This window comes from Pseudomonas sp. OTU5201, from assembly GCF_038440135.1.
GTDB lineage: Bacteria > Pseudomonadota > Gammaproteobacteria > Pseudomonadales > Pseudomonadaceae > Metapseudomonas > Metapseudomonas resinovorans.
In genome coordinates, this window is the sequence record NZ_JASATC010000002.1 from 207,199 (window position 1) to 232,462 (window position 25,264).

The following is a 25,264-nucleotide window of genomic DNA, read 5'->3' on the forward strand; positions in this document are numbered from 1 at the left end:
GGCCACCTTTTTAATGGCCAGGTGCCTGTATATCTGCAGCGAACTTCTGCGAAAAAGGCGACAAGCTGCACGTTTTTTACAAGGAGCCGGAAGAACTGAACGACCTTGCGCCAGTCTCTTCTCTCAGGCCTGCCCCCGAGGAAGCCGTACAGGACAGTGGCGCAACGCCATGGCGGGCCACCTACAACCACTTCAAAAGGATTGAAGTCATGACCCACAAGAACAGCGTCAGATGTGTTGTTGGTTCCCTGATTCTCGCCGCTTCCACTTCCACCCTTGCCGCTCCGATGCCTGAAGGCGATGCCTTCACCGAGTTCTGGAGCCCCGGTAAACCCAACCCCGCCCTTTGCAAGTCGCCGGTCCTGGTCGGTACGCCCCTCGGCCTGCCGCGCTGCCTGCAGGCGAACAATGTGATGCACCGCCTGCAGGAGCTGCAGGACATCGCCACCCTCAATGACGGCAACCGCGCCGCCGGCCTGCCGGGCTACCAGGCGTCGATCGACTATGTGAAGAAAACCCTGGAGCGCGCCGGCTATCAGGTGCGGGTGCAGCCGTTCCCCTTCACCGCGTTCTTCCCCAAGGGGCCGGGTACCCTGCAGGCATTGGCGCCACAGCCGTCGAGCTATGTCTGGGAGGAGGACTTCAACTACCTGTCGCAGACCGACCCCGGTGATGTCAGCGCCCCCGTGGTAGCGGTGGATCTGTCCCTCGGGGCTGGCAACGCCTCCACCAGCGGTTGCGAGGCGGAGGACTTCGCCGGCTTCCCCAGTGGCGCCATCGCCCTGGTCCAGCGCGGTAGCTGCAACTTCGAACTGAAAGCGGAGAACGCCGCCGCTGCGGGTGCGGCGGGGGTGATCATCTTCAACCAGGGCAACACCGAGGACCGCAAGGGCCTGGAGAACGTCACCCTGGGTGACACCTACGAAGGCGGCATCCCGGTGCTGTTCGCCACCTATGACAACGGCGTGGCCTGGTCCCAGACCGCCGGCCTGCAGCTACGCATGGTGGCGGACGTGATTCGCGAGAAGACGCAGACCTTCAACCTGGTGGCCGAGACCCGGCGCGGCAATCCGAACAATGTGGTGATGGCCGGTGCGCACCTGGACTCGGTATTCGAAGGCCCTGGCATCAATGACAACGGCTCGGGCAGTGCGTCTCTGCTGGAGATGGCCGTGCTGCTGCGCAAGGCGCATCCGCAGAACAAGGTGCGCTTCGCCTGGTGGGGGGCCGAGGAGTCCGGGTTGGTGGGCTCGACCTTCTACGTCAACAGCCTCAGCGATGAGGAACGGAAGAAGATCAAGGCGTACCTGAACTTCGACATGATCGGTTCGCCCAACTTCGGCAACTTCATCTATGACGGCGACGGCTCCTCCTTCGGCCTGCAGGGCCCGCCCGGCTCGGCTGCCATCGAGCGTCTGTTCGAGGCTTACTTCACGCTGCGTGGGGAGCCGTCCGAGGGCACCCAGATCGACTTCCGCTCCGACTATGCGCAGTTCTTCGAAGTGGGCATCCCCTTCGGTGGCCTGTTCACTGGCGCCGAAGACATCAAGAGCGAAGAGCAGGCGCAGAAGTACGGCGGCGCTGCTGGCCAACCCTTCGATCCCTGCTACCACCAGGGATGCGACGACACCGCCAACATCGATCTGAACGCTCTGGAGATCAACGGCGACGCCATGGCCTTCGCCACCAGTTGGCTGTCGCTGTCGACGAAGATCATCGACGACGAGATCGCCGCGGCTGCCGAGCAGGCGAAAGGTGCGACTACCCTGCGTCAGCAGTCGGTGCGCCAGGTCGAGCGCTGGGGTAACCACTACGTCAAATAGCGGACTGGACGCCTGACCTGTGGGAGCCACGCGCTCCTGCAGGCCTTCTGTCTTTTCTGGATTGACCGGGAGAAGTCTCTGCTATTTACTGTATATAAATACAGTATTCTTAGGATTTCCCCCCAATGGCCTTGATGATTGTTCCTGGCCCTTTCGGCAGCCCTTCCCCGGGGCTGCCGTTTTTCTCTTCCGACAATGGATGGGCCTGATGGGCGCTGTCGTTGCCCTCGACGCCCTGCTCAACGAGCGGCGGGTCTGGAAAGGCCAGTCCGGTGCGCAGCCGGCCGGCCGCGAGCAACCCACCGGCCATCGCGTTCTGGACAGCGTGCTGCCGGGCGGTGGCTGGCCTGAAGCCGCGCTCAGCGAAATCCTGGTTCCAGCTGCGGGCCTGGGTGAGCTGCGCCTGCTCTGGCCCACGCTGGCACGGCTGACCGCCAGCGCCGAGCGCGTGGTGCTGGTGGCGCCACCGCATATTCCTTATCCACAGGCCTGGCGGGCAGCCGGCGTGGACCTGCGTTGGCTGGCGCTGGTTGAGGCCAGCGGCCGTGATGCACTCTGGGCGGCTGAGCAGTGCCTGCGTTCCGGCAGTTGCGGCGCCGTGCTTTGCTGGCCGCAGCAGGCCGACGACCGTGCCTTGCGCCGCTTGCAGGTGGCCGCCGAAACCGGGCAGACCCTGGCCTTTGCCTACCGGCCGATCGATGCCGCCCTCAACCCCTCGCCAGCGGCCCTGCGCGTTGCCGTTGATGGACAGCCGGCGCAGTTGCGGGTGCTCAAGTGCCGGGGTGGGCTGCCACCTGCCGCGCCCATTGTTCTGGCTCGGTAAATCCTCATGCGCTGGGCCTGCATATTGCTGCCGCAATTGGCGCTGGATGGTGTACTGCGCGGCCACCCCGACCCCGAGGCACCCCTGGCGCTGGTGACCGGCACACCCCAGCGCCGTGTGCTGCGTGCGCTCAACCCGGCGGCCAGGAGCCTGGGCTTGCGTCCCGGGCAGTCATTGACTGCTGCCCATGCCCTGACCCGTGACTTCGCCCTGGTGGAATACGACCCGGCTTCCATCGAGCGCTGGCAGCAGTTGCTCGCCGCCTGGGCCTATGGCTTCAGCTCCCAGGTCAGCCTGCGTTATCCGCGTTGCCTGTTGTTGGAGGTGGAATCCAGCTTCGCCCTGTTCGGCCCGTGGCCGCGCTTCGAGGCGCGCTTGCGGGGGGAGCTGGCGGCCTTGGGCTTTCGTCACCGCATCGTCGCGGCGCCCAACCCGGTGGCGGCGCGGATGTTGGCCAATGCCTACGATGGCCTGGCAGTGGCGAACCAGGGTGAGTTGCGCGAGGTCCTGGGGCGGATGCCGGTGGAGCGAGCTGGCCTGGCTCGGGAAACCGTTACCGCTTTCATCCGCATGGGGCTGCGTACTGTCGAACAGGTGCTGGCGCTGCCCCGGAGCACGGTCGCCCGGCGCTTTCCGGCCGAGGTGCTGCAGCACTTCGATACCCTGCTCGGCGAGCGTCCGCTGGCGCTGGAGTGCTACCGGCCGCCGGATGAGTTCGACCTGCGTATCGAGCTGAATTTCGAGGTGGAATCCCACCAGGCGTTGCTCTTCCCCCTGCGCCGTCTCACCGCCGACCTGGCCGCCTTCCTCGCCAGCCGCGACAGCGGGGTACAGCGCTTCACCCTCTATCTGGAACACCGCGACATCCCGGACACACAGGTGCCAGTGGGTTTGCTCAGCGCCGAGCGCGAGGCGGCCATGCTCTTCGAACTGGCTCGTGGGCGCCTGGAGCAGTTGCAGGTACCGGCGCCGGTGCGCGCTTTCCGCCTGCAGGCGCGGGACCTGCCGGCCTTCGTGCCGGAGCGGCGCGAGCTGTTCGATGAGCGCCCGCAACAATCCCTGCCCTGGGAGCAATTGCGCGAACGTCTGCGGGCACGCCTGGGGGACGATGCCGTGCACAGCCTGGCCGCTCGTGCCGATCACCGCCCCGAATGCGCCTGGCAGCTGGACGTCGATGCCCCGCAGGTGCCGATCCTGGCTGGCCCACCGCGTCCCGGTTGGCTGCTGCGTGACCCGGTGCTGCTGCGGGAGGGCAGCGTGCGCATCCTGGCCGGCCCCGAACGCATCGAGTCCGGCTGGTGGGATGGCAGCGATGTACGCCGTGATTACTACCTGGTGGAAACCCGAGGCGGCCAGCGTGGTTGGGCCTTCCGGACGGTGAACGGGGAGGGGCCGTTGCTGTTGCACGGCTGGTTCGCATGAGCGCCTACGCCGAGTTGCATTGCCTGTCCAATTTCAGCTTCCAGCGCGGAGCCTCCAGTGCCGACGAATTGTTCCAGCGGGCAGCGCGTCATGGTTACACAGCCCTGGCGATCACTGACGAATGCACCCTGGCCGGTATCGTCCGTGCCTGGCAGGCAGCGAAGAAGGCCTCGCTGCCCCTGGTGATCGGCAGCGAGGTGCGCGTCGATGGCGGGCCCAAGCTGGTGCTGCTGGTGGAGAGCCTGACGGGTTACCAGCACCTCTGCCGGATCATTACCCAGGCCCGGCGGCGGGCGCAAAAGGGGAACTACCGATTACTTCGCGAGGACATGAGCGAATCCACCGACGGCGTGCTGGCAATCTGGGTGCCCGACCGGGAAGACGATGAGCGTGAAGGCCCCTGGCTGCGCGAGTGCTTCCCCGAACGCCTGTGGCTGGCAGTGGAGCTGCACCAGGGCCCGGATGACGCCAGCCGCCTGGCTCGACTGCTGGCCCTGGCCGAGCGCCTCGAGATTCCTGCGGTGGCGACCGGCGATGTGCATATGCATGCCCGTGGCCGCCGCGCCCTGCAGGATTGCATGACTGCCGTGCGCCACCATTGCACCCTGGCCGAAGCGGGTCACCGGCTGTTCCCCAATGGCGAGCGCCACCTGCGTCGCCGCGAAGTGCTGGCCAGCCTCTACCCGCCGGAGCTGCTTGCCGAATCGGTGCGCATCGCTCGCCGTTGCGGTTTCAACCTGGGCCAACTGAACTACCAGTACCCCCGTGAGCTGGTGCCAGACGGCCAAAGCCCCACCACCTGGCTGCGTCTCGTCACCGAGAAGGGGTTGGTCCGTCGCTGGCCCGATGGTGCGCCGGAGAAAGCCCGGATGCTGGTGGAGAAAGAGCTCGCACTGATCGCTGAGCTGGGCTACGAAAGCTATTTCCTCACGGTATACGACATCGTCGAGTTCGCCCGCAGAGAGAGCATCCTCTGCCAGGGGCGCGGTTCCGCGGCCAACTCGGTGGTGTGCTTTGCCCTGGGCATCACCGAATTGAACCCATGCGATGCCACCGAACTCCTGTTCGAACGCTTCATGTCCCGGGAACGCAACGAGCCACCGGACATCGACGTAGACTTCGAGCACGAACGCCGCGAGGAAGTCATCCAGTACGTGTTCCGCCGTTATGGGCGGGGCAGGGCGGCGCTTACCGCCGTGGTCAGCACCTATCACGGGGCCGGTGCCATTCGCGATGTGGCCAAGGCCCTGGGGTTGCCGCCGGACCAGGTCAACGCCCTGGCTGACTGCTGTGGCGGCTGGAGCGACCAGGCCCCCTCGGCAGAGCGCCTGCGCGAGGTGGGTTTCGACCCGGACAGCCCGGTGCTGCGCCCGGTGCTGGCGCTGACCAACGAGCTGATCGGCTTTCCCCGGCACCTCTCGCAGCACCCCGGCGGTTTCGTGATTTCCGAAGCGCCGCTGGACAGCCTGGTGCCGGTGGAAAACGCCAGCATGGCCGAGCGCACCGTGATCCAGTGGGACAAGGACGACCTTGACCTGGTGGGGCTGCTCAAGGTGGACGTGCTGGCGCTTGGCATGCTCAGCGCGTTGCGTCGCTGCTTTGCCCTGATCGAGCACTATCGCGGCACCCAATGGACCCTGGCCACGCTGCCCAAGGAGGACACCGCCACCTACGAGATGATCAGCCGCGCCGACACCATCGGCGTATTTCAGATCGAGTCGCGGGCGCAGATGTCCATGCTGCCGCGCCTCAAGCCCAGGACCTTCTACGACCTGGTGATACAGGTCGCCATCGTCCGGCCGGGGCCGATCCAGGGCAACATGGTCCATCCCTACTTGCGCCGGCGTAACAAGGAAGAGCCGGTGACCTATCCGAAGGAAGAACTCATCCCCGTTTTCGAGCGGACCCTCGGCGTGCCACTGTTCCAGGAACAGGTGATGCAATTGGCCATGGTTGCCGCCGACTACACCCCCGGCGAGGCCGATGAGTTACGTCGCAACATGGCGGCCTGGAAGCGTCACGGCGGCCTGGAACACCATCGTCAGCGGCTCACTTCGCGAATGCTCGCCAAGGGGTATGAACAGGCGTTCATCGAGCGGATCTTCGAACAGATCAAGGGTTTCGGCAGCTACGGTTTTCCCGAGTCCCATGCGGCCAGTTTCGCCCTGCTCACCTATGCCAGCTGCTGGCTGAAATGCCATGAGCCGGCCGCCTATGCCTGCGCCTTGATCAACAGCTGGCCCATGGGTTTCTACAGTCCCGACCAGGTGCTGCAGGATGCCCGCCGTCATGGCATCGAAGTGCGTCCGGTGGATGTGCAGCATTCCGACTGGGACTGCTCCCTGGAGTCGCTGGAGCTGGGGGGCGAACCGGCTATCCGCCTTGGGCTGCGCATGGTGAAAGGCTTTCGTGAGGACGATGCACGACGCATCGAGGCGACGCGGCAGGCTGCGCCTTTCAGCAGTGTGAGCGACCTCAGCCAACGCGCCCATCTGGATGCTCGCGCTCGCGAACTGCTGGCCGATTCCGGCGCCCTGCGCGGTCTGGCCGGTCATCGCCATCGGGCGCGCTGGACGATGGCCGGGGTGGAGGTGCAGGCGCCACTCTTCGCCGATCTGCCGGAGCAGGAGGAAGCGCAGGTGGCGCTGCCGCTACCCAGCGTGGCGGAAGACATGCTCACTGACTACGCAACAGTGGGCACCACCCTCGGGCCGCACCCCATGGCGTTGCTACGGAGTGCGCTGCGCAAGCGGCGTTGCCGCAGTTCGCGGGAACTGCTGGCGGTGGAACATGGGCGGCAGGTCAGCGTCGCCGGCCTGGTGGTGGGGCGGCAGCGTCCGCAGACCGCCAGTGGGGTGATTTTCGTCACCCTGGAAGACGAACACGGCATGGTCAATGTGGTGGTCTGGCACGACCTGGCGGAACGCCAGCGCCGTGTGCTGGTGGGCTCGCAACTGCTGCAGGTGGATGGCCGCCTGGAGTCGGTGGACGGCGTGCGCCACCTCATTGCCCGACGTCTGCACGACCTCACGCCGCTGCTTGACGGGCTCGATGTGAAAAGCCGGGATTTCCACTAGGCAGACGCTCCATCCCACGAAGAGCCGCATCCACAAAAATGCATATTTCGCCGAAAATGCCGACGCTTTTGTGGGTTTTTCAGGGGCCTATTTATTCGCCAAGGGGCGCATTGCGCGCCCGTTCTTCAAGAAGTTCAGTGCGGAGTAATCGGGGAGTCTTTCGCCTTGTGCCGCCGGAACGAGCGGGAGGAGTGGGGCGGCGAAGGCCGGCCGTGGTGATGGTGGTGATGGTGGGAGATCCTGAGCATGGCCCACAGCAGCGCGACCGCTGCCAGCAGCCAGCCCATGATCATCAGGACTATGAAGAATTCGGGACCCATTGCAAACCGCCTCTGGCGCCAAAGTGAAGGACGCACAACCGGAGTCTAGCCGCGACATTGTGACGGTCACTTGAAGCCGGCTGCCTTTGGTCGGCTGGCACGATGGATTCAGACGAGACGCCTATCCGCACTCCTGGACCATGTTGCGCTTGGCCTTCTCGGTGGGTGCGTTTCGGTACTGCTCGGTCCAGAACTGACATTTGGCATCGTTCAGCCGACGCTGCTCCTCCAGGCGTTCCAGGCGCTCGTTGTCCGCGCGCTGGGTGGCGTTGTAGCGCTCCTCGTACTTCTGCAGGCGCTCTTCGCCCGTGCTCGGTGGCGTTGGCGCTGGCTGCGGCGGCGCGGGTGGCGGGGTGAAGACCTGGGCAACCGGGGTCTCGCTGTCGGCCATGTAGAACTGGTAGCCGAGGTAGGCGCTCAGGCTGATGGCGATGAAGCCGAGCCAGACGCCCAGTGCGACGCTGAGGGTCAGGACCACGGGATTGAAGCTGATGCGCAGGATGCGACGTGGGCGAGCCATGGAGCCTCCGAGGCGATGGGCGGCTGTTTCAGTGTACCTCCAGCACCTCGAAGGTTTGGCTGCCGTTGCCAATGGTCAGCGTCACCTCTGTGCCTTCGGCTTTGCCCAGCAGGGCCTGGCCCAGGGGCGAACGGGGGCTGATCACCGTGATTTCCTCGCCGTCGTCCACCACTTTCAGGCCAGCGGCTTCGGGGCCGAGGAACAACCGCTGCTCGCTGCCGTCTTCGGCCGCCAGGAGCACCAGGGCGCTGAGCTGAATGCCGCGTGCGGGATCGAAAGGGCGCAGATTGAGGTGTTCGAACAGCCCCAGCGCCTGCTTGATCTCTGCGGCCCGGCGAGCCTGGCCGGTGGCCAGGTAGGAGGCTTCCAGGCCAAGGGTGTCGTATTTGTTTTCCGCGATGTTCTCGGCGTGGGTCGCTGCCTCGTAGGCAGTCTGCGCCGCGCGTTGCAGCACGTGCAGGTCGGCGGCGAGCTTGTCGAGGATCAGGCGATGGATACGGGCTTTGTCCATGGGGGAAGTCGAGGTCTAAGGGGCAGGCGAAGCATTCTAAGGGGCCAAGCGCGGTGGCGGAAAACAGGTCCGTACAAGAAGGGACGAATCTGTGCACAGAGTTGGCGCAAAAGTACGTTCGTACCAGCTTGGCGAAAGCCCCGGTGGCCCCATTTCATGCCATTCGTCGTCGTCTGGAACACCCGTACAACATAGGTTCTAGCCGCCTTTCCGAGGAAAATGCCCCGCAACGGGGCGTGCAGGGTATTGACAGTTCCAAGTTGTGCACAGACGCGAAGCAGCCTCGCAAACGGCTACCGAAATCCCTTGTAAGCGCTTGATTCTCCGTGCTGAATTCGTAAGTGCATGAAAAATAAGGATTTTTATAATTGGTGAAAAAATCATCAGTTTGAGCGGAGGCCCCGGTCCATAAGCACTTGGTGACGTTTCGAGCATCTTCTTCACAGAGTTATCCACAGCTTCTGTGGATTGTCCCGAGCACTTGCTCTAGAACGCGACCTGCGGCAATTGCAAGACTTTACCTGCCACGAAAAAGGAGTAGAGTTGCGCGCCTTTCCGGCCACCTGCCTCTTTTCATGAAGTACCGCGTTCCCGCCGAATCCATCGTCAATCAGCAAACCTTGCCGACCCGTGTCGCCCTCTGGCTGCTGGACAGCCCGCGTCTGGGCCAGGCGCCTAGCGTGAAGCGGTTCGCCGGCAAGCTGCTCAAGCAGCCGGCACGAGAAGGTGTGGTGGCGGCCCAGAGCCGTCTCGGGCAAATGCTCTGCCGCGACTGCGGCAATCAGCGTGACCGCCGCATCGGCCTGGACATGCTGCGACAGGCCGCCCGTGCCGGTGATCGCCGTGCCCAGCTCGAGCTGGGTCGCCTGTGCAGCCAGCCGCGCATCAACGAGCCGGAGCAAGCCCGCCACTGGCTGGAACAGGCCGCTGCCCAGGGGTCCCACGAAGCCAAGCGCCTGCTCAGCCGCCTAACGCTGCAATCCTGATCGCGCCGCGCGCCGCTGGGTATACTCGCGGCATTCCAGCGCGGAGCCGCTCATGCCCCTAGATATCCCCAACCTGTTGATTGGCCTGCTCGCCGCCGCCGTGCCCCTGCTGGGCCTGGCCTGGCAGCAGCACCGCAAGCTCACCGCCCTCCAGACCGAACACACCCTCCTTGAAGAGCGCCTGGCCAATGCCCAACTGGCCCAGGACGGCCTGGCCGTGCAACTGGATGACAGCCGCGACGAAAACCGCGAGCTCAGCCAGCTCAATTCCGCTCAACAGGCCGAGTTGGCGGCCCTGCGCCGCGAGGCCGAATTGCTCGGCGTCGAACGCCAGAGCGCCCGCGAAGCCTTGCTGGCGTGGAACCAGGAACGTGAGCGCAAGGATGCCGAGTTGCGCCGCCTGGATGCCGATCGCGCCGGTCTTGAGGCCGAACTGCGTGAGCAGCGTGAGGCCCACGAACAACGTCTGGGTGACCTGCAGGCCGCCCGCGACGACCTGCGCGCACAGTTCGCCGAACTGGCGGGGAAGATCTTCGACGAGCGTGAACAGCGCTTCGCCGAAACCAGCCAACAGCGCCTCGGCCAGTTGCTCGACCCGCTCAAGGAGCGCATTCAGGCCTTCGAGAAGCGGGTGGAAGAAAGCTATCAACAGGAGGCCCGCGAGCGCTTCTCCCTCGGCAAGGAGCTGGAGCGCCTGCAACAGCTCAACCAGCGCCTGGGTGACGAAGCCACCAACCTCACCCGCGCCCTCAAAGGCCAGAAGACCCAGGGCAACTGGGGCGAGCTGGTGCTGGAACGGGTACTGGAGCATGCCGGCCTGGAGAAGGGCCGCGAGTACCAGACCCAGGTCAGCCTGAAGAGTGCCGAGGGCGAGCGTTTCCAGCCCGACGTGCTGATCCAGTTGCCGGGAGACAAACAGGTGGTGGTGGACGCCAAGGTCAGCCTGACCGCCTACCAGGCGCTGATCGCCGCCGACGACGAGAACACCCGCAGCCAGGCCCTGAAACAGCACGTATTGTCCCTGCGCAGCCACCTCAAGGGGCTGTCGGTGAAGGATTACCAGCGCCTGGAGGGCCTGCACAGCCTGGACTTCGTGCTGCTCTTCGTGCCCATCGAAGCGGCGTTCGCCGCCGCCTTGCAGGCTGATCCAGGGTTGTTCCAGGAGGCCTTCGAGCAACACATCGTGATCGTCAGCCCGACCACATTGCTGGCCACCCTGCGGGTGATCGACAGCCTCTGGCGCCAGGAGCGGCAAAGCCAGAACGCCCGCGAGATCGCCGAGCGAGCGGGAGCGCTGTACGACAAGTTCGTTGCCTTCGTCCAGGACCTGGACGAGATGGGCAGCCGCCTGCAGCAACTGGACAAGGCCTACGCCAACGCCCGCAACAAGCTGGTGGAAGGCCGCGGCAACCTGATCAGCCGGGTGGAAAACCTCAAGCTCCTCGGCGCCCGCGCCAGCAAGAGCCTGCCCAATGACCTGCTTGAGCGGGCGGCGGGGTTGCCGCTGCTGGATGAGCAGATAGAGGGCTGAGGTTATTGGGCAGACCTTCGGTCTGCTTGGCGAATGAATTCGCCCCTACAGGGATCGCGCCAATGGTGGCGTGTGCCCATTAGGAGAGGGGCCGGGGATGAGGGCGGTGGAGCTCCATGCGGGCTTCCCGGCTGCACCTTCCCCATCGCGTCTGAACTCACTCCCACATGGTCACCCCGCCGCCTCCGCCGCTGCCCTTTGTGCGGCCGGTGAGCTGGCCAGGTAATCCAGCGCCACTTGCAGATCGCCTTCGCTGCGCGGGTGAAAATCCGGTTTGAAGTACCGCAACACCGCCACGCCGATGCTGCCCATGGCAGGCAGCAGGTCGCGCTTGCCCAGGGCGTACCAGAGCCGCAGGAAGCCCCAGTGGTAGCGGGTGGCCGGGTCCTGGCGCATCAGGGTGTGCATGGAGCGGCTGAACAGGAAGATCAGTGCTGAGCTTGCCACCAGCATGTAGAACCAGCGCATCAGCAGGCTGCCCTTCAGGTGTACGTGCAGGTCGTGGGCCACGCAGCGGTGTTCCACTTCCTCGGCACCGTGCCAGCGCAGCAGGTCGAGCATCACCGGGTCGGCGTTGTCCAGGCTGCGGGTGGTGATGATCCAGTTGCCCAGCACGCAGGTGAAATGCTCCACCGCGGCGATCAGCCCGACCCGCTGGCGCAGCCACCAGGGCTGCAGGCGGCGGGTGAGGGCGTTTTCGCCCAGGGGGTAGTCGCAGAGCACCTTCTCGAACAGCCAGTAGATGCCCTTGGTGAAGGGCGTCGGGTCGATGCCGTGGCGCTCCAGGTAGGGTGTGAGGGCGCTGTCATGGACGCGGGCGTGCTGCGCTTCCTGGCGCACGAAACCGCGCACGTCCTTGTGCAGGTGCTCATCGGTAATCAGCGGCAGGGCCTTGTTGTAGACCCGGCAGAACCAGAATTCTCCAGCCGGCAGGATCAGGTGCAGGGTGTTCATGATGTGCGAGGCCTCAGGCTCGCCGGGCACCCAGTGCAGCGGGGTGTCGGCGAAATCGAAGCGCACCTTGCGTTGTTCCAGGCGGTGATGCTCATGGCGCATGGAGATGTCCTCAGGCAGAAAGGTTCATGCGCGCCAGCAGGCGCGGCAGCCAGGGTGCGAAGCGCCATTGGGCGACGCTGAGATGGGCTTCGCTACCCACCGCCTGCACGGCCTTGTTGCGCTCCACCGCATCGGCAATGCGCGCGGCCACGGTTTCGGCGCTGAGGTTGCGGCGCCGGTAGAGCCGCTGCACCTTGGCTTTGCGCTTGGCTTCGGCGTCGCTGTCCAGGCCGTTGAAGCGGGTGGCCTGGATGATTCCGGTGTTGACCAGGCCGGGGCAGATGGCGGTGACGCCGATGCCCTTGCCGGCGAGTTCGGCGCGCAGGCATTCGCTGAGCATCAGTACCGCGGCCTTGCTGGTGGCGTAAGCCGCGTAATTGCGTGACGGCACGAAGGCCGCTGCCGAGGCGACGTTGACGATATGCCCGCCCTTACCGGCATCGACCATCTGTTGGGCGAACAGGCGGCAACCGTCGATCACGCTCCACAGGTTGACCCGCAGCAGACGCTCCCAGTCCTCGGCTCGGGTGTCGAGCATGGCGCCGGCCATGCCGATGCCGGCGTTGTTGATCACCAGGTCGGGGCAGTTGAACTCTGCCTGTACCGAATGGGCGAAGGCCTCCATCTGCGCGCTGTCGCTGACATCCAGTTGCCACGCCCAGGCCTTGGCGCCCAGGGCGCGGGCCAGTTCGGCACTGCGTTCGGCTGCGGCCAGGTCGATATCCGCAGCCAGAACGCTGGCGCCGCGTTCGGCGAACTCCAGCAGGGTGGCGCGGCCAATGCCGCTACCGGCGCCAGTTACCAGCACCAGCTTGCCGGCAAAGCGGCCACTGCCGGGCCGTATCTTCGCCAGACCCAGGGCACGGCTGGCGTTGCCGCCTTCGAGGTGATCGACGAACTCCCGAATCCACCCGGCCAGGCGGCTCGGGTCGGCCATCAGTTGCCAGTGCCCGGCGGCCACCTCGCGCCGCCACAAGCGTGGAACCCATCGATCCAGGTCCTGGAACAGCTGCGGGCGCACGAAGCGGTCGCGGGTGGGGACGATCAGTTGCACCGGCACCTCGGTCGGGCGCTGGCGCGGGCGGAACAGGCTGGTGATGAAGTTGGCGCGATAGAGCTTTACGCCGTGTTGGCCATCGGATGCTTGAGTGGGGTTGGGGCGTGATTCGCGCACGCCCTCCAGGCGCCGCAGCAAGGTCGGCCAGGCGCGGGCGAGCCCGACACGCCAGAGCAACTCCGGCAGCAGCGGGGTGTGGAAGAACGCGATATACCAGGAACTGAACAGCTGCCCGATCACCTGACCGAGCGCGCGTGGGCGCTTTTCCTTCAGGCGCGCGCGCATCCAGTGGCCCACATGGTCGAGGCAGGGGCCGGACACCGTGGTGTAGGAGGCCAGCAACGGTTGGATACGCGGCTCGGTCACCGCTTCCCAGGACTGGATCGAACCCCAGTCATGGGCCACAAGGTGCACCGGGCGATCCGGGCTGACGGCCTTGATCACCGCCTCCAGGTCGTTGGCCAGCTTCTTCAGGCGGTAGTCGCGGGTCTTGCGTGGGATATCCGAGGCACCGGCGCCGCGCACGTCGTAGGCGATGATCTGGTAGTCGGCGGCCAGCTCGCGGATCAGCGGCAGCCAGACTTCGTGGTTATCGGGGTAGCCGTGTACCAGCAGCAGGGTTCGCCCGGTGGCGTTGCCCCAACGATAGGCGGCCAGTTCCACGCCATCGCCCTTCACGGCGAAGCGCTGGGGTTCGAGCATCAGTGGCGCGTTCATGCGGCCACCTGCCTGGGCTGTTGACGGGCCAGCGGCAGGCGTTGGCGCACCAGATCGAGGATCAGTTGGCGATGGTCCATCAGGTCATCCATCAGGCGCTCTACCAGCAGGTTGCTGCCCAGGGCGCCGGAGTAGCCGATATCCGCCGTATAGGCACCCAGGGTTGGTGCGCAGTCGAGGATGAAGGGCATGCCTTCCTCCAGCCGCTGCTTGCCGGGGTAGAAGGCCAGGTTGAAGCCACCCAGGTGGCGCAGCCCATCGAAGCCCTTGAATGCGGTGCGGGGGCCGAACCAGGCGAAGGGCTGGTGGAACCAGTCCTTCACGCCATGATCCTGCAGCCAGGTCTTCATCAGCGCAGCGGTTTCTTTCTCGCTGATGCCGGGCTTGAGTTCGCCGGCGATGGCTTCCGCACAGCGATAGGCCAGTTGCTGCACGTTGCGGAACTCGGACAGGTCTTGGGCACTGAGGGCAGGGGCAGGCATGGTGATCTCCGTGGTGTGACTGTTACATCAGTCAATGTCACGGTCATTCTTGAACAGGAAATCCGACCCTGGCCATAGCCGCGCCCTGCTCGGCGTACCTGCTGTTACCGCGTTACCGCCGGGCGTCAAGGCACGATATAGAGCGGTCGCGATAACGTTTTTTGCGCTGCGCCGGGTCGCGCCCTGTGGCAAGTCCAGCCAATGGTTGGGCCAACTCGGGCGTTGTTGTTGGGGGGAGAGAGGCGGCGATATGATCCGGGCCATGAAAAAAGCCCCTTCCTTTCTCAGTACGTTGCTCAACCAGCCCGCCGAGGCACCGGTGCTGCCGGATGCCGAATACACGGTGGATGAACTGGCCGTCGAGGCCGGTACCACAGTGCGCAACCTGCGTGCCTATCAGGATCGCGGCCTGTTACCACCGCCGGAGCGGCGTGGGCGCGTGGGGATCTACAGCGGCGAGCACCTGGCGCGGTTGCGGCTGATCGGCCAGTTGCTGGAACGCGGTTACAGCATCGCCAGTATCCGCGAGCTGCTGGAGGCCTGGGAGCAAGGGCAGGATCTCGCCCATGTGCTGGGGCTGGAACAGGCCATAGTCGGCGCCTGGAACCTGGTGGAACCGACGCGGTTGGGCTTCGACGAAGTGCAGGCGCTGTTCGGCGCCGACCTCACCGACGACAACATGGATCGCGCGCGTGAACTGGGCCTGATCGAGTTCGCCGGCGACCATCTACGGGTGCTCAACCCGCGCGTGTTCAGTGCCGGGGTGCAGCTCTACCGCTCGGGGATTCCACTGGATGCGCTGCTGGATCAGTTCGCGGCGATCCGCCGTCAGGTGGAGCCGGTATCGGCCGGCATCGTGCGGATGATCGTCGAGCACTTGGTCAACCCGCTGCTCTCCAGCAACTTGCCCCACGTCAGCGAACTGGATGACCTCAATCGCCAACTGCTGGCCCTGCGCCCGCTGGTGGAACAGGTGGTGGACAGCGAACTGGCGCGTGGCCTGCAACTCTCGGCCAATCAGGAGTTGGGAGAGCGCGTAGGGGAGTTGCTCAAGGGGTTCCTGAAGCGCTGAACCTTCAAACCATCAACAGGACAACGGTACCTGCCAGCAGCCCTCCGCCGATAAAGGGAAAGGTGCGCAGCGCCAGTCCTTTGCCGCCGATCACTGCAATCAGGCCCGCTTTCACCAGGCTATTGCTCAGCACCGCGAGGAAGATGCCGCGCCCGGCCACTTCGGCCCCCAGCTCTCGGTTGGCGCCGCCGGCCAACGACAGGGTAATGGCGTCCACATCCGTGAGGCCCGAGAGCAGCGAGACCAGGTAGACGCCCACATCCCCCAAGTAGCGTCGCGCTGCCTCAACCAGGAACAGGATCAGCGCCAGCAACGCGGCGAAGCGCAGGGCCGGGCCCAGCTCGAAGGGGTTTTTCAGGGGCGGCTCGGCATTGGGTGATTCATCCTCGGCGGCCATTCTCCAGTAGAAGAATGCACCGGCGGCGTAGACCAGCGCCGCAATGCCCAGGGGCCAGCCCAGCCTGGGCAGCAGGGTGGGGTTCACCAGGCCGACCTCCAGCAGCACCCGGGGAAACATCAGCGCCGACGTTGCCAGCAGGCCGGCGGCCAGCAGCGGGCGCAGGGACCTGTGCCCGGTGAGGTGGGACAACGTGATGGTCATCGCTGTGGAGGACACTGTGCCGCCCAGCAATGCCGTCAGCAGCAGGCCGCGCTGGGTGCCCACCAGGCGGATGGCAAAGTACGCGGCGAACCCCAGAGCGGCGATCAGCACCACCATCCACCAGGTCGCGTAGGGGTTGAAGACTTCCCACGGTCCGTAGCCTTTATTGGGCAACACCGGCAGCATCACCACAGAGATGAACAGCAGCTTCAGGGCCGCTGAGAGTTCCGTCTCCTGCAGACGGAACAGCGCCTTGTGCAGTTCATCCTTGAGGCTCAACAGCAGCGCAACGACCACGGCTCCGGACGCGGACAACGTGTGATAGCCAGCCACCGCCAGGCTGCCGAGAAGAAAGGTGATGAGCAGGGTCAACTCGCTGGAGAGTCCCAGGTCGCCCACATAGACGAGTTCGCCGAAGTACGACGCGATCACCAGCACGGCGAAGCAGGCGAAGATCGCTACCCAGACCGCAGTGCCGAACTGCTCGCCAAGAAAGGCGGCGAACCCGCCGAGCAGCCCGGTGAGGCCGAAGGATCGGATGCCCGCCACCAGCCGCAGGGCCTCCTTGTTGCGCTCGCGCCAACCGCGCTCGGCGCCAATCAGCAGGCCAACGGCAAGGGCGCTGGCGAAGTCGAGCAGGACATCCGTAGCTTCGGGCATGGCGCTTCCTTTCATCGGGATAGGAAGCAGTCTAGACCCGGGGAGGGACGAAACCTTGATTTGGGTTGGCGCCGAGAAAAGCGCGAGCTGACCGTTCAGGACACTTCCGTTGTCGGCATCACCCCATCAACGCCGCTCGCCGTCCCCGCTCCAGTCGCACGCTAGCCAGCAGCAACAGGCCGACCACGAAGTAGCTGCCGGTGATGAGCATGGCCAGGCGGTGGTCGCCGCCGGACAACCAACTGGCCAGGCCGTAGGTCATCGGGCCGAGGATCGCGGAGAGCTTCACCGCCTGGCCCCAGAGTCCGAAGAACTCCGCCAGCCGTGTGGGTGGGGCGAGCAGGCCGACAATGGCGCGCCCCGCCGACTGGCTGGCGCCCATGCACAGGCCGGCAATATTGGCGGCGGCCCAGAACAGCGCCGGGCCGCTGGCCAGCCAGACCATCCCCACCATGGCCAGCCAGCCCAGCAGGGTCAGCGCCAGGGTGGGGCGATGGCCGATGCGATCCTGCAGCCAGCCGAATAGCACGGCGCCGATCGAGGCGGTGATGTTGACGATGAAAATCAGCAGCAGAGTGTCCTGGGTGGTGAACCCCATCACCTGATTGGCGTAGATGGCCGCCAGGCTGATCACCGCGGCGATACCGGCCTGGTAGCAGACGGTACAGGCGAGAAAACGCATCAGGTCGCGGTAGCGCCCGGCGTCGCGCATCGTCTGGGCAAAACGTGTCCAGGCCCCACCTTCCGCTGCCGGTTGCGGCTGGCTGCGCTCCTTCAGGTAGAGAAAGGTCGGGGTGCTGGCCAGGGCGAAGAGCAGGGCGGTGATGAGCACGCACACCGGCACGAACTGCGCGGCGGTTTGCCCCTGGCCCTGCGCCCAACTGACATAGCCCAGGCAGGCGCCCAGGCTGACCAGCCCGCCGATATAGCCCAGGCCCCAACCCCAGCCGGATACCCGGCCCAGCGCATCGTCGCGGGCAAGCTCGGGCAGGAAGGCGGCAATCAGGTTCTCCCCGGTGCCGAAGAAGAAGTTCGACAGCACCACGAACAGCACCGTCAGTGCCAGGGCGCCGGGTCCGGCCAGGGCCAGCGCGGCGGTGAAGACCACACAGCCGAGAGCGCTGAACAACAGTAGGCGTTTCTTGCAGGCGGCAGCGTCGGCATAGGCCCCGATCAATGGCGCGGTGAGGATCACCAGGGCGTAGGAGATGGCGAGGGTGCTGGTCCAGGCCAGGGTGCCCCAGGGTTTCCCCTCGGCGACCACGGCAACGAAATAGGCGTTGAAGACAGCGGTGATGATGACCGTTGTGTAGCCGGAGTTGGCGAAGTCGAACATCGCCCAGGCCCAGATTTCCCGGCGCGTCACACCGGTGGCAAGGCTGGATCGCATGGCACTTTTCCCCTGTCGAACGTCCCGGAGAGCCTAGTCCGACCCGCGCCATCACGCGACCGTGGCGCTTTTTTACCCTGTTCGCGATCGGTCGCCGTCCGCTTGCTGTCCGGCGAAACCATCCTGGTGGAAGGCGCCGCCGACGCTCACCGGCTGCTGGAGTCGCGCAAGACCTCCGGGAAGGTCGTGCTCAAACCCTGGATGGCATGACGCTGCGCAGCGCGCGACTTGGCCTCCGGCTCAGTCCAGGCTGCTTCGCAGGGCCTCGATGCGTTTGTCGATCAGCGGCGTGAACAGGGCATAGAGTTGAGCGGGCTGGAGTGCCAGGCGGCGCGTGCTGAACAGGTTACGCGCCAGTTGTGCCAACGCTTCGCGCAGCTCGGTATCGGCGCTGCCGAGCAGGCGATCGTGCAGGTACTGCAGCTGGATGCGCAGCTCCAGCGGACACTCCGGCAGGGCGGCGGCCCGAATCGACAGGCCGCGCAGGCGGCCCAGATCCTCCACCTGCCAACAGCGATCGGCGATGCCTGGCGTGCGCTGGAGCAAACGGCACATGTGCAGTTCCAGGAACCGGATTCGGGCGAGCAGGGACTCCAGGAGGCGGCAGTGGCCTTCGAAGTCCGCCGGGGCCTGGAGCAGAGACCGCCAGGCCCGGTGGTGGTCGGCATCCGGCCAGGCCTGCCAGCTGCGTTCAAGTTGCCGTTCCAGGCACTGGCGGTCCCTCACGGCGTCCTGGCCCGTCTGGCCGCCCAGCGCACGATGGCGCTGCACGCCCTGCATCAACTCAAGGCCCAGCAGCAGGTCACGGTTCAGCGTCTGGACGACACGGCGCTGCCGGCGATGGTTGAGGTTCCAAGGGAGTGCGCAGGCGGCCAGCAGGCCGGCGACTATCAGCAAGGCTTGCAGGATCATCGCGCTACCTCCCCGCTCAGTCGCGACAGGTAACGGGTCAGGCTGTGGAGGCTGCGCGTCTGGCCGCTCTGGGTTTCAAGGCTGTCGCTGATCTGCTGCAGTTGCTCGCAAAGCGCCTGGTTCGCCTGATGATGCTCACCAAGGGCTTGCTGCATGCTGCCGAAGCGTTGCAGGTTCTCCCGGCTCTTCCCCGCCAGCCGGTCCAGGCTCTCCGCCAGTTGGCTGCTTTGCCCGCTGCCCTGCTCCAACAGTTCGCGGTGATGGGCGACCTCTCGGTCGACCTGGCCGACTGCTGCAGTGATGGCTGTGGCCGCCGCAGTGATGCCGCGTGTGGTTGCATCGGTGGCGGTGGCCATTCGCCGTACCTCTTCGGCGACTACGGCGAAGCCGCGGCCATGTTCGCCGGCGCGGGCCGCTTCTATGGAAGCGTTCAGGGCCAGCAGTTGGGTCTGCTTGGCCAGGTCCTGGATGCTTTGCACGGACTGCTCGACCAGCGCCGTGCTGTGCAGCAGGTTTTTCACGGCATTGGCCGTATCGCCCAGGCTGTCGCGAATGTCGCCCATGCCTTCGCCAAGCGCTTCGGCCGCGCGGCAGCCGTCTTCGCCCTGGCCCAGCGCGGCGGAGAAGGCGGTGCGAGCGTCGCTGGCCAGTTCGTCGACGCTGGCCAGGCTGCGTTCGATCTGTTCGCTGGCAGCGGCGATCATGGTCACCCGCTGACTCTGCTCGCTGCCCTGGACATGGGCCGTCTGTGCCAACTGTTCAAGGGCCTGGCTGGAGAAGCGGACCTCACTCTGCAACCGCTCGGCACCGCGCAACTGCTGGTCGCAGCTCACCAGCAGAGTGGCCGGATCGGCGCCGGGCGGGGCATCCAGAAGACGGGCCAGTTCGTCGAGCCAGAACGCATCGCGGCGTCGCTGGTGACGCTCCAGCAACCGTAGGGCGAAGGCGAAGTAAAGCGTGCAGAGCAGCAACCCGAGGGTAACCGGCGCCAGCCCGGCAAGTGCGCTGGCAGTCGCGCAGAGAGCCAGGCCCAGGGGCAGCCATAGGCCCGCACCGGTGGCCGCCAGCAAGGCGCTGCCCGGTTCGAATCCCTGCCAGATGCGCGAAGGCGGCAGGGCCGCGCTGGGTGCAACGGACACCTGGCCGGTGCGTTGCCCTGCCGGAAGCGGAATATCTTTCATGGTCGGCTCCTGTATCGCGCCTGCTTTTCCCGCGGACCGGGACGATACGGTGCGCGGCATCGCAGCCGCGCACCGAAGGCCGGCCCGCTATGGGCCGGATTCACTCAGTAGCTGTACTGCGCCTGCAGCCAGAACTTGTCGGTATCCACCGTACGGCTTCGATCATCCGAGTCGTAGGCGGCGTACTTGATCAGCCCGACCAGACCCTTCACCCCGGGAATCGGATGGGCATAGGACAGGTCGATTTCGCTGCCGTAGCTGTCGCCGTTCCGCTCGGTCTCGAAGTCGTGGTACCAGGCCTGCAGGCTGCCGCCGGCCAGTGGCGCGGTGACGCCGAAGTAGGCGTCCTCGATGCCGTCGGCCGGGGTGGTGAGGAACTGGTCGGCCCAGCCCTGGAACAGGTGCTTGGTCGCCAGCGGCGTCTGGAAGGCGCGGTTGCCCGGTCCGCGGTCTCCGCCCAGCACCTCGTAGCCGGCTTTCAACTGCAGCCCCTTGACGGTGTAGCCCAGCTCGGCGAGGTGGTACTCGCTGTCCAGGTCCTGCGGGTTGTCGGCGTAGTCCTGCTGGCGCGCGTACTCCAGGACATAGGTGAAACCGGCCAGGGCGCCGTTCAAACGCAGGCCTCGGGTTGCACTGGACAGGCTGCCCAAGGGAGCGCTGGCGGTGACGGCGATGTTGTCCAGGCCTAGCAGGTAGCTGTAGGCGGTCACCGTGAGTTCGGGCATGACCAGGTACTGGGCATTGAACAGGTGACTGTGGCCTTCGATGTTGGCCGGGTTGGTGCGGTTGTCGAAGCGGCCGTTGTCCGGGCCGAAAATGCTGTTGATGTTGTCCAGATAGGCATAAGTCAGGGTCAGGCTTTCGAGAGGCTTGAGTTGGCCGAGGGCCGCATCGTAGGTCTGCTCGTTCTGGCGCCAGGCGACGCCGCCGACGAAGCGCTGGTTGTCCAGGTTGATGCGCTGGCGGCCCAGCACGGCGCTGCCGAAAGCCTGGTCGTAGCGCAGCAGAGCCTGGTTGACTTCACTGCCGTCCGGGTCGACCACCATGGCGTAGTCGGTCTGGCCGTTGCGACTGCTGTTGTAGGCGGCATCGCCCAGGCGGCTGACGTTGTCCACTTCCACCAGGCCGGAGAGGCCGTACCACTTGCCGCTCTGGAAGCCCACGCGGGTGCGCAGTGTCTGGGCATTGGCGTTACGCAGGTTGTTGTCCTGCTCGACGTTCTCGTAGCGGTAGCGGGCATCGAGGATGGGCTTGCCCTGGGTGAACAGGTTGCTCAAATCCTCGGCGGCCAGGGCGGCGTGACTGGTGCCGGCAACGGCCAGCGACAACAGGGCGGGCTTCAACATGTGCATAGCGGTCTTCCTAAGTTTGGAAAGCGCAAAAAAAAACGCCGCGGCACCCCAGCTCCGGAAGTGGAGGGGTGACCGCGACGTCGTTGTCGGTTGAGTGGCAGACACGCCGTTGTGCTGACCGGGGGAGGTCAAAGCAGGCTCTGTGCCAGCTTGCTCAAGAGGCTGATTTAAAAGGAATTTATTCAGCGTAAAGAACATTTCGCGATTAAGATCTGTGCATTCGTGGGCCAGGTTGCATTGGACGGGTGCGAGGCTCGCTACAGGAGCCCCTGCATGGGGCATGCGAGCCGGCGTAAATGCGAAAGGGGCGTGACCAACCTTCGCAAAAGGCGGGCACGTCGCAGCCCGGATGAATTCCGTGAGCGCCGGTTGGACTTTCCCCGGATTTCATCCGGGCTACCGGCTGCGGCCCCCACAGCAATGCAAAGGCTCCGTCGCCTCGGCGGGGCAGAGAGAAACAAAAAGCCCGGCGCAAGGCCGGGCGGGTCTTGGGGCGGATGCCTAGGCGGCGGGGCGCTGTTGGCGTTGGTAGAGGAACTCCAGTACAGCGGTGCGGTACGCGTGGTAGCGGGCATCGTTGGCCAGGGTCAGGCGGTCGCGCGGGCGCGGTAGTCCGATCTCGACGATGTCGCCTATGGTGGCGGCCGGCCCATTGGTCATCATCACGATGCGGTCGGAAAGCAGTACGGCCTCGTCCACGTCATGGGTGACCATCACCACCGTGCTGCGCGTCTCGCCGACGATGCGTAGCAGTTCGTCCTGCAGGTGGGCGCGGGTGAGGGCGTCCAGTGCGCCGAAGGGCTCGTCCATCAGCAGCACCTTGGGTTCCATCGCCAGAGCACGGGCGATACCCACGCGCTGCTTCATGCCGCCGGAAATCTCGTTGGGGTGCTTGTGCGCCGCATGCTCCAGACCGACCATCTGCAACGCTGCCGCCGTGCGCTCCTTGAGCCGGGCCTTGCCTTCGCGATGGCCGAAGACCCGCTCTACCGCCAGGTAAACGTTGCCGAAACAGGTCATCCAGGGCAGCAGGCTGTGGTTCTGGAATACCACGCCACGCTCCGGTCCGGGGCCGTCGATTTCTCGCCCGTTGCAGATCAACCCGCCTTCGCTGGCGTCCAGCAGGCCGGCGATGAGGTTGAGTACCGTGGACTTGCCACAGCCGGAGTGGCCGATCAGCGAGACGAACTCGCCGCGGGCGATGCAGAGGTTGACGTTGCTGAGAGCCTGGAAGCGGCCCTTGCGGGTATCGAAATGCTTGCTGACACCGGTCAGCTCGACGAACTTGTCCATGGTCTCTCTCCGGGTCAGTTGGCGTAGTCGAAGCGCTTGGCCAGCCATAGCAGGCTCTGTTCCAGGGCCAGCCCCACCAGACCGACGATGATGATGGCGATGAGGATGTGCTCGACGTTCAGGTTGTTCCATTCGTCCCACACCCAGAAGCCCAGGCCGGTGCCACCGGTGAGCATTTCTGCGGCCACTATCACCAGCCAGGCGACGCCGATGGCCAGGCGGATGCCCGTCATCAGGTGTGGCAGCACGGCGGGGAAGAGGATGCGGGTGAGCACCTTGAACTCGGAGAGTTTCAGGACCCTCGCCACGTTGAGGTAGTCCTGCGGCACGCTGGCGACGCCCGCGGCGGTATTGAGGATGATCGGCCAGATGGAGCTGATGAAGATCACCCAGATCGATGCCGGGCCGGCGGCTTCGAATACCAGCAGGCCGATGGGCAGCCAGGCCAGCGGGGAAACCGGTCGCAGCAGGCTGATGATGGGCGAGAGCATGCCGGCCAGGAAGGCAAATCGGCCGATGGCGAAGCCCAGTGGAATGCCCACCAGAGCGGCCATGCCAAAGCCCAGGCCGACCCGGCCCAGCGAGTGCAGGATGTTCCAGCCGATGCCCATGTCGTTGGGGCCGTTGTCGTAGAAGGGATCGGCGAAGAGTTCCAGCGCCGAATGCCAGGTCGACAGCGGCCCCGGCAGCCCTTCGCTGCGGGCAGCGACCAGGGCCCAGAGGCCGACGAACAACAGCAGGCCAAGCAGCGGTGGGACCAGCGTGCGCGCGAGGTTGCGGATGACCTCCGCGCCGGGCCGGGCCGGGCGCGGGGCGTCGCTGGGGGCGACCTTGGTGGCCGCCGGCAACGGGGTGTTCAGGGGTGCATTCATGGTGGCCTCCCGAGTCAGGCTTTGATGGCAAAGGACTGGGCGTAGGCGGCCGGGTTCGAGCCATCCCACACCTTGCCGTCAATCAGCGTGTTGCTGCGCATCTGGGTGGCCGGCACCGGCAGGCCGAGGGCGCCGGCCGCTTCGCTGAACAGCCGGGTCTGGTTGACCTGGGCAGCGACGGCGGCGTAGTCGGGGTCCTCCTTGATCAGGCCCCAGCGGCGGAACTGGGTCATGAACCACATGCCGTCGGAGAGGTAGGGGAAGTTCACCTGGCATTCCTTGCAGAAGGCCATGGCGTGCGGGTCGTCCCATTGGTTGCCCAGGCCGTCTTCGTAATGGCCGAGGAAGCGTTGTTCGATTACGTCCACCGGGGCGTTCACGTAGGCCTTGCCGGAAATCAGCTTGGCGGTGGCCTTCTTGTTCTCTTCGCTGGCCTCGATGAAGCGGCTCGCATCGAGCAAGGCCATCACCAGGGCCCGCGCCGTATTGGGGTTCTGCTCGACGAACTCGCGCGAACAGCCAAGCACCTTTTCCGGGTGGTCGGCCCAGATCTGCTGGGTGGTGGTCGCGGTGAAGCCGATCTTGTCGAAGATGGCACGCGCGCCCCAGGGCTCGCCGACGCAGAAGCCGTCCATGTTGCCGACGCGCATGTTGGCGACCATTTGCGGCGGCGGCACGGTGATGGTCTTGACGTCGGTCATGGGGTTGATGCCGTAGCTCGCCAGCCAGTAATAGAGCCACATGGCGTGGGTGCCGGTGGGGAAGGTCTGGGCGAAGGTCAGCGGGTTACCGCCTTTGCGGATATGGGCGGCGAGTTGCTCGCCGTTGGTCACACCCGCCTCCTTGAGTTGGCGCGAAAGGGTGATGGCCTGACCGTTCTGGTTGAGGCCCATGAGCACCGCCATGTTCTTTTGCGGTCCGGCGACGCCGAGCTGGGAGCTGTACATCATGCCGTAGAGCACGTGGGATGCATCCAGCTCGCCAGTGTTCAGCTTGTCGCGCACACCGGCCCAGGAGGCTTCCTTGCTGGGGGTGATGGACAGGCCGTATTTGGCGGCGAACCCCTGGGTGGCGGCTACGACCACCGAGGCGCAGTCGGTCAGCGGAATGAAGCCGACCTTCAGTGCGGCCTTCTCAGGGGCATCCGAGCCGGCAGCCCAGGCGGCGCTGCGCAGGAGGTCGGGCGCGGAAAGCCCGAGGGCGGCCACACCGCCGACAGTGCTGGCGATGGCGATGGACTGCTTGAGGAAGTTGCGACGGCTGTTGTTCACCGGCTCTTTGGAATCACGTTCGCTCATGGTGTTGTCCTGATTGGAGGGCAAAACAAAAAACGGCGTACGCCAGAGCTCCCGATAGGGGAAGGAGCTCTGACGGACGCCGTTGTCCGTGATCCGCGGCCCACCGCCGTTGGCGTGCTACGCAGGAATCTGCCGAAGGATTTGCAAAGGCCTTGCCAGTATTTTTCCGCGCCGCGCCAGAGGGCTGCTCAACGCTGCAGAAAGAAGCGAAAAGCTAGCCGAATCAGCAGCTTGCTGAGTATCAAGAATAGGTGGCGAGAGGCGACCGGGCTTCAGCCCGTGGGCCATATGGGTGCGCGGCGATGGGG

General features: G+C 65.4%; 19 protein-coding genes and 1 pseudogene. 7 read left to right on the plus strand and 13 right to left on the minus strand.

The window, feature by feature from the left end; all coding sequences use genetic code 11:
- The first annotated feature begins 209 nt into the window (after nt 1-209).
- From AAHM40_RS02280 to AAHM40_RS02295, 4 genes are all read left to right on the plus strand, one after another.
- The gene (locus AAHM40_RS02280) at nt 210-1,823 is read left to right on the plus strand and encodes a M28 family metallopeptidase (protein ID WP_342243239.1); all 1,614 of its coding nucleotides are present in this window, start codon (nt 210-212) and stop codon (nt 1,821-1,823) included.
- Nucleotides 1,824-2,031: 208 nt separating this feature from the next.
- On the plus strand, nt 2,032-2,646 hold the full coding sequence (gene imuA, locus AAHM40_RS02285) for a translesion DNA synthesis-associated protein ImuA (RefSeq protein ID WP_342243240.1): 615 nt from the start codon (nt 2,032-2,034) through the stop codon (nt 2,644-2,646).
- A 6-nt stretch (nt 2,647-2,652) separates the two neighbouring features.
- Complete coding sequence (locus AAHM40_RS02290; protein WP_342243241.1) at nt 2,653-4,068, plus strand: Y-family DNA polymerase; 1,416 nt, start codon at nt 2,653-2,655, stop codon at nt 4,066-4,068.
- A complete protein-coding gene (locus AAHM40_RS02295; protein WP_342243242.1) occupies nt 4,065-7,145 on the plus strand; it encodes an error-prone DNA polymerase in 3,081 nt (1,026 codons plus the stop codon). The genes AAHM40_RS02290 and AAHM40_RS02295 overlap by 4 nt, the downstream gene beginning before the upstream one ends.
- 441 nt (nt 7,146-7,586) lie before the next feature.
- Here AAHM40_RS02295 and AAHM40_RS02300 read toward each other — a convergent pair whose 3' ends face one another.
- Nucleotides 7,587-7,985, minus strand: coding sequence for a hypothetical protein (locus AAHM40_RS02300; protein ID WP_342243243.1), 399 nt, complete (start codon nt 7,983-7,985; stop codon nt 7,587-7,589).
- Nucleotides 7,986-8,013: 28 nt separating this feature from the next.
- Entirely contained in the window at nt 8,014-8,496 is a 483-nt protein-coding gene (locus AAHM40_RS02305; RefSeq protein ID WP_342243244.1) for a GreA/GreB family elongation factor, read from the minus strand.
- A 575-nt stretch (nt 8,497-9,071) separates the two neighbouring features.
- Here AAHM40_RS02305 and AAHM40_RS02310 point away from each other — a divergent pair.
- Both AAHM40_RS02310 and rmuC read left to right on the plus strand, forming a co-directional pair.
- Nucleotides 9,072-9,482, plus strand: coding sequence for a tetratricopeptide repeat protein (locus AAHM40_RS02310; RefSeq protein WP_342243245.1), 411 nt, complete (start codon nt 9,072-9,074; stop codon nt 9,480-9,482).
- A 52-nt stretch (nt 9,483-9,534) separates the two neighbouring features.
- Complete coding sequence (rmuC, locus tag AAHM40_RS02315) at nt 9,535-11,013, plus strand: DNA recombination protein RmuC (RefSeq protein ID WP_342243246.1); 1,479 nt, start codon at nt 9,535-9,537, stop codon at nt 11,011-11,013.
- Between the two features lie 171 nt (nt 11,014-11,184).
- Here rmuC and AAHM40_RS02320 read toward each other — a convergent pair whose 3' ends face one another.
- From AAHM40_RS02320 to AAHM40_RS02330, 3 genes and pseudogenes are all read right to left on the minus strand, one after another.
- The gene (locus AAHM40_RS02320) at nt 11,185-12,069 is read right to left on the minus strand and encodes a metal-dependent hydrolase (RefSeq protein WP_342243247.1); all 885 of its coding nucleotides are present in this window, start codon (nt 12,067-12,069) and stop codon (nt 11,185-11,187) included.
- A 10-nt stretch (nt 12,070-12,079) separates the two neighbouring features.
- Nucleotides 12,080-13,843 (minus strand): SDR family oxidoreductase, encoded by a 1,764-nt coding sequence (locus tag AAHM40_RS02325; protein WP_342243248.1) that lies wholly within the window; start codon nt 13,841-13,843, stop codon nt 12,080-12,082.
- 26 nt (nt 13,844-13,869) lie between these two features.
- Nucleotides 13,870-14,325: pseudogene (locus AAHM40_RS02330) on the minus strand (M24 family metallopeptidase); the annotation flags it as partial.
- Nucleotides 14,326-14,587: 262 nt separating this feature from the next.
- On the opposite strand from AAHM40_RS02330, the gene AAHM40_RS02335 reads away from it, so the two are divergent.
- Nucleotides 14,588-15,397 (plus strand): MerR family transcriptional regulator, encoded by an 810-nt coding sequence (locus AAHM40_RS02335; protein WP_342243249.1) that lies wholly within the window; start codon nt 14,588-14,590, stop codon nt 15,395-15,397.
- A gap of 4 nt (nt 15,398-15,401) precedes the next feature.
- Here the strand turns inward: AAHM40_RS02335 and AAHM40_RS02340 are convergent, their stop codons facing one another.
- The 8 genes from AAHM40_RS02340 to AAHM40_RS02375 all read right to left on the minus strand — a co-directional run bounded on the left by AAHM40_RS02340 (nt 15,402) and on the right by AAHM40_RS02375 (nt 24,956).
- On the minus strand, nt 15,402-16,658 hold the full coding sequence (locus AAHM40_RS02340) for an MgtC/SapB family protein (protein ID WP_342243250.1): 1,257 nt from the start codon (nt 16,656-16,658) through the stop codon (nt 15,402-15,404).
- 118 nt (nt 16,659-16,776) lie between these two features.
- On the minus strand, nt 16,777-18,048 hold the full coding sequence (locus AAHM40_RS02345) for an MFS transporter (protein ID WP_342243251.1): 1,272 nt from the start codon (nt 18,046-18,048) through the stop codon (nt 16,777-16,779).
- Nucleotides 18,049-18,288: 240 nt separating this feature from the next.
- Nucleotides 18,289-18,960, minus strand: coding sequence for a hypothetical protein (locus AAHM40_RS02350; RefSeq protein ID WP_342243252.1), 672 nt, complete (start codon nt 18,958-18,960; stop codon nt 18,289-18,291).
- A complete protein-coding gene (locus tag AAHM40_RS02355) occupies nt 18,957-20,201 on the minus strand; it encodes a methyl-accepting chemotaxis protein (RefSeq protein WP_446731525.1) in 1,245 nt (414 codons plus the stop codon). The genes AAHM40_RS02350 and AAHM40_RS02355 overlap by 4 nt, the downstream gene beginning before the upstream one ends.
- A gap of 44 nt (nt 20,202-20,245) precedes the next feature.
- The gene (locus AAHM40_RS02360) at nt 20,246-21,493 is read right to left on the minus strand and encodes an alginate export family protein (RefSeq protein WP_446731526.1); all 1,248 of its coding nucleotides are present in this window, start codon (nt 21,491-21,493) and stop codon (nt 20,246-20,248) included.
- 501 nt (nt 21,494-21,994) lie between these two features.
- Entirely contained in the window at nt 21,995-22,786 is a 792-nt protein-coding gene (locus AAHM40_RS02365; protein ID WP_342243254.1) for an ABC transporter ATP-binding protein, read from the minus strand.
- 14 nt (nt 22,787-22,800) lie between these two features.
- A complete protein-coding gene (ntrB, locus tag AAHM40_RS02370; protein ID WP_342243255.1) occupies nt 22,801-23,658 on the minus strand; it encodes a nitrate ABC transporter permease in 858 nt (285 codons plus the stop codon).
- A gap of 14 nt (nt 23,659-23,672) precedes the next feature.
- A complete protein-coding gene (locus AAHM40_RS02375; protein ID WP_342243256.1) occupies nt 23,673-24,956 on the minus strand; it encodes a CmpA/NrtA family ABC transporter substrate-binding protein in 1,284 nt (427 codons plus the stop codon).
- Nucleotides 24,957-25,264: the final 308 nt, after the last annotated feature.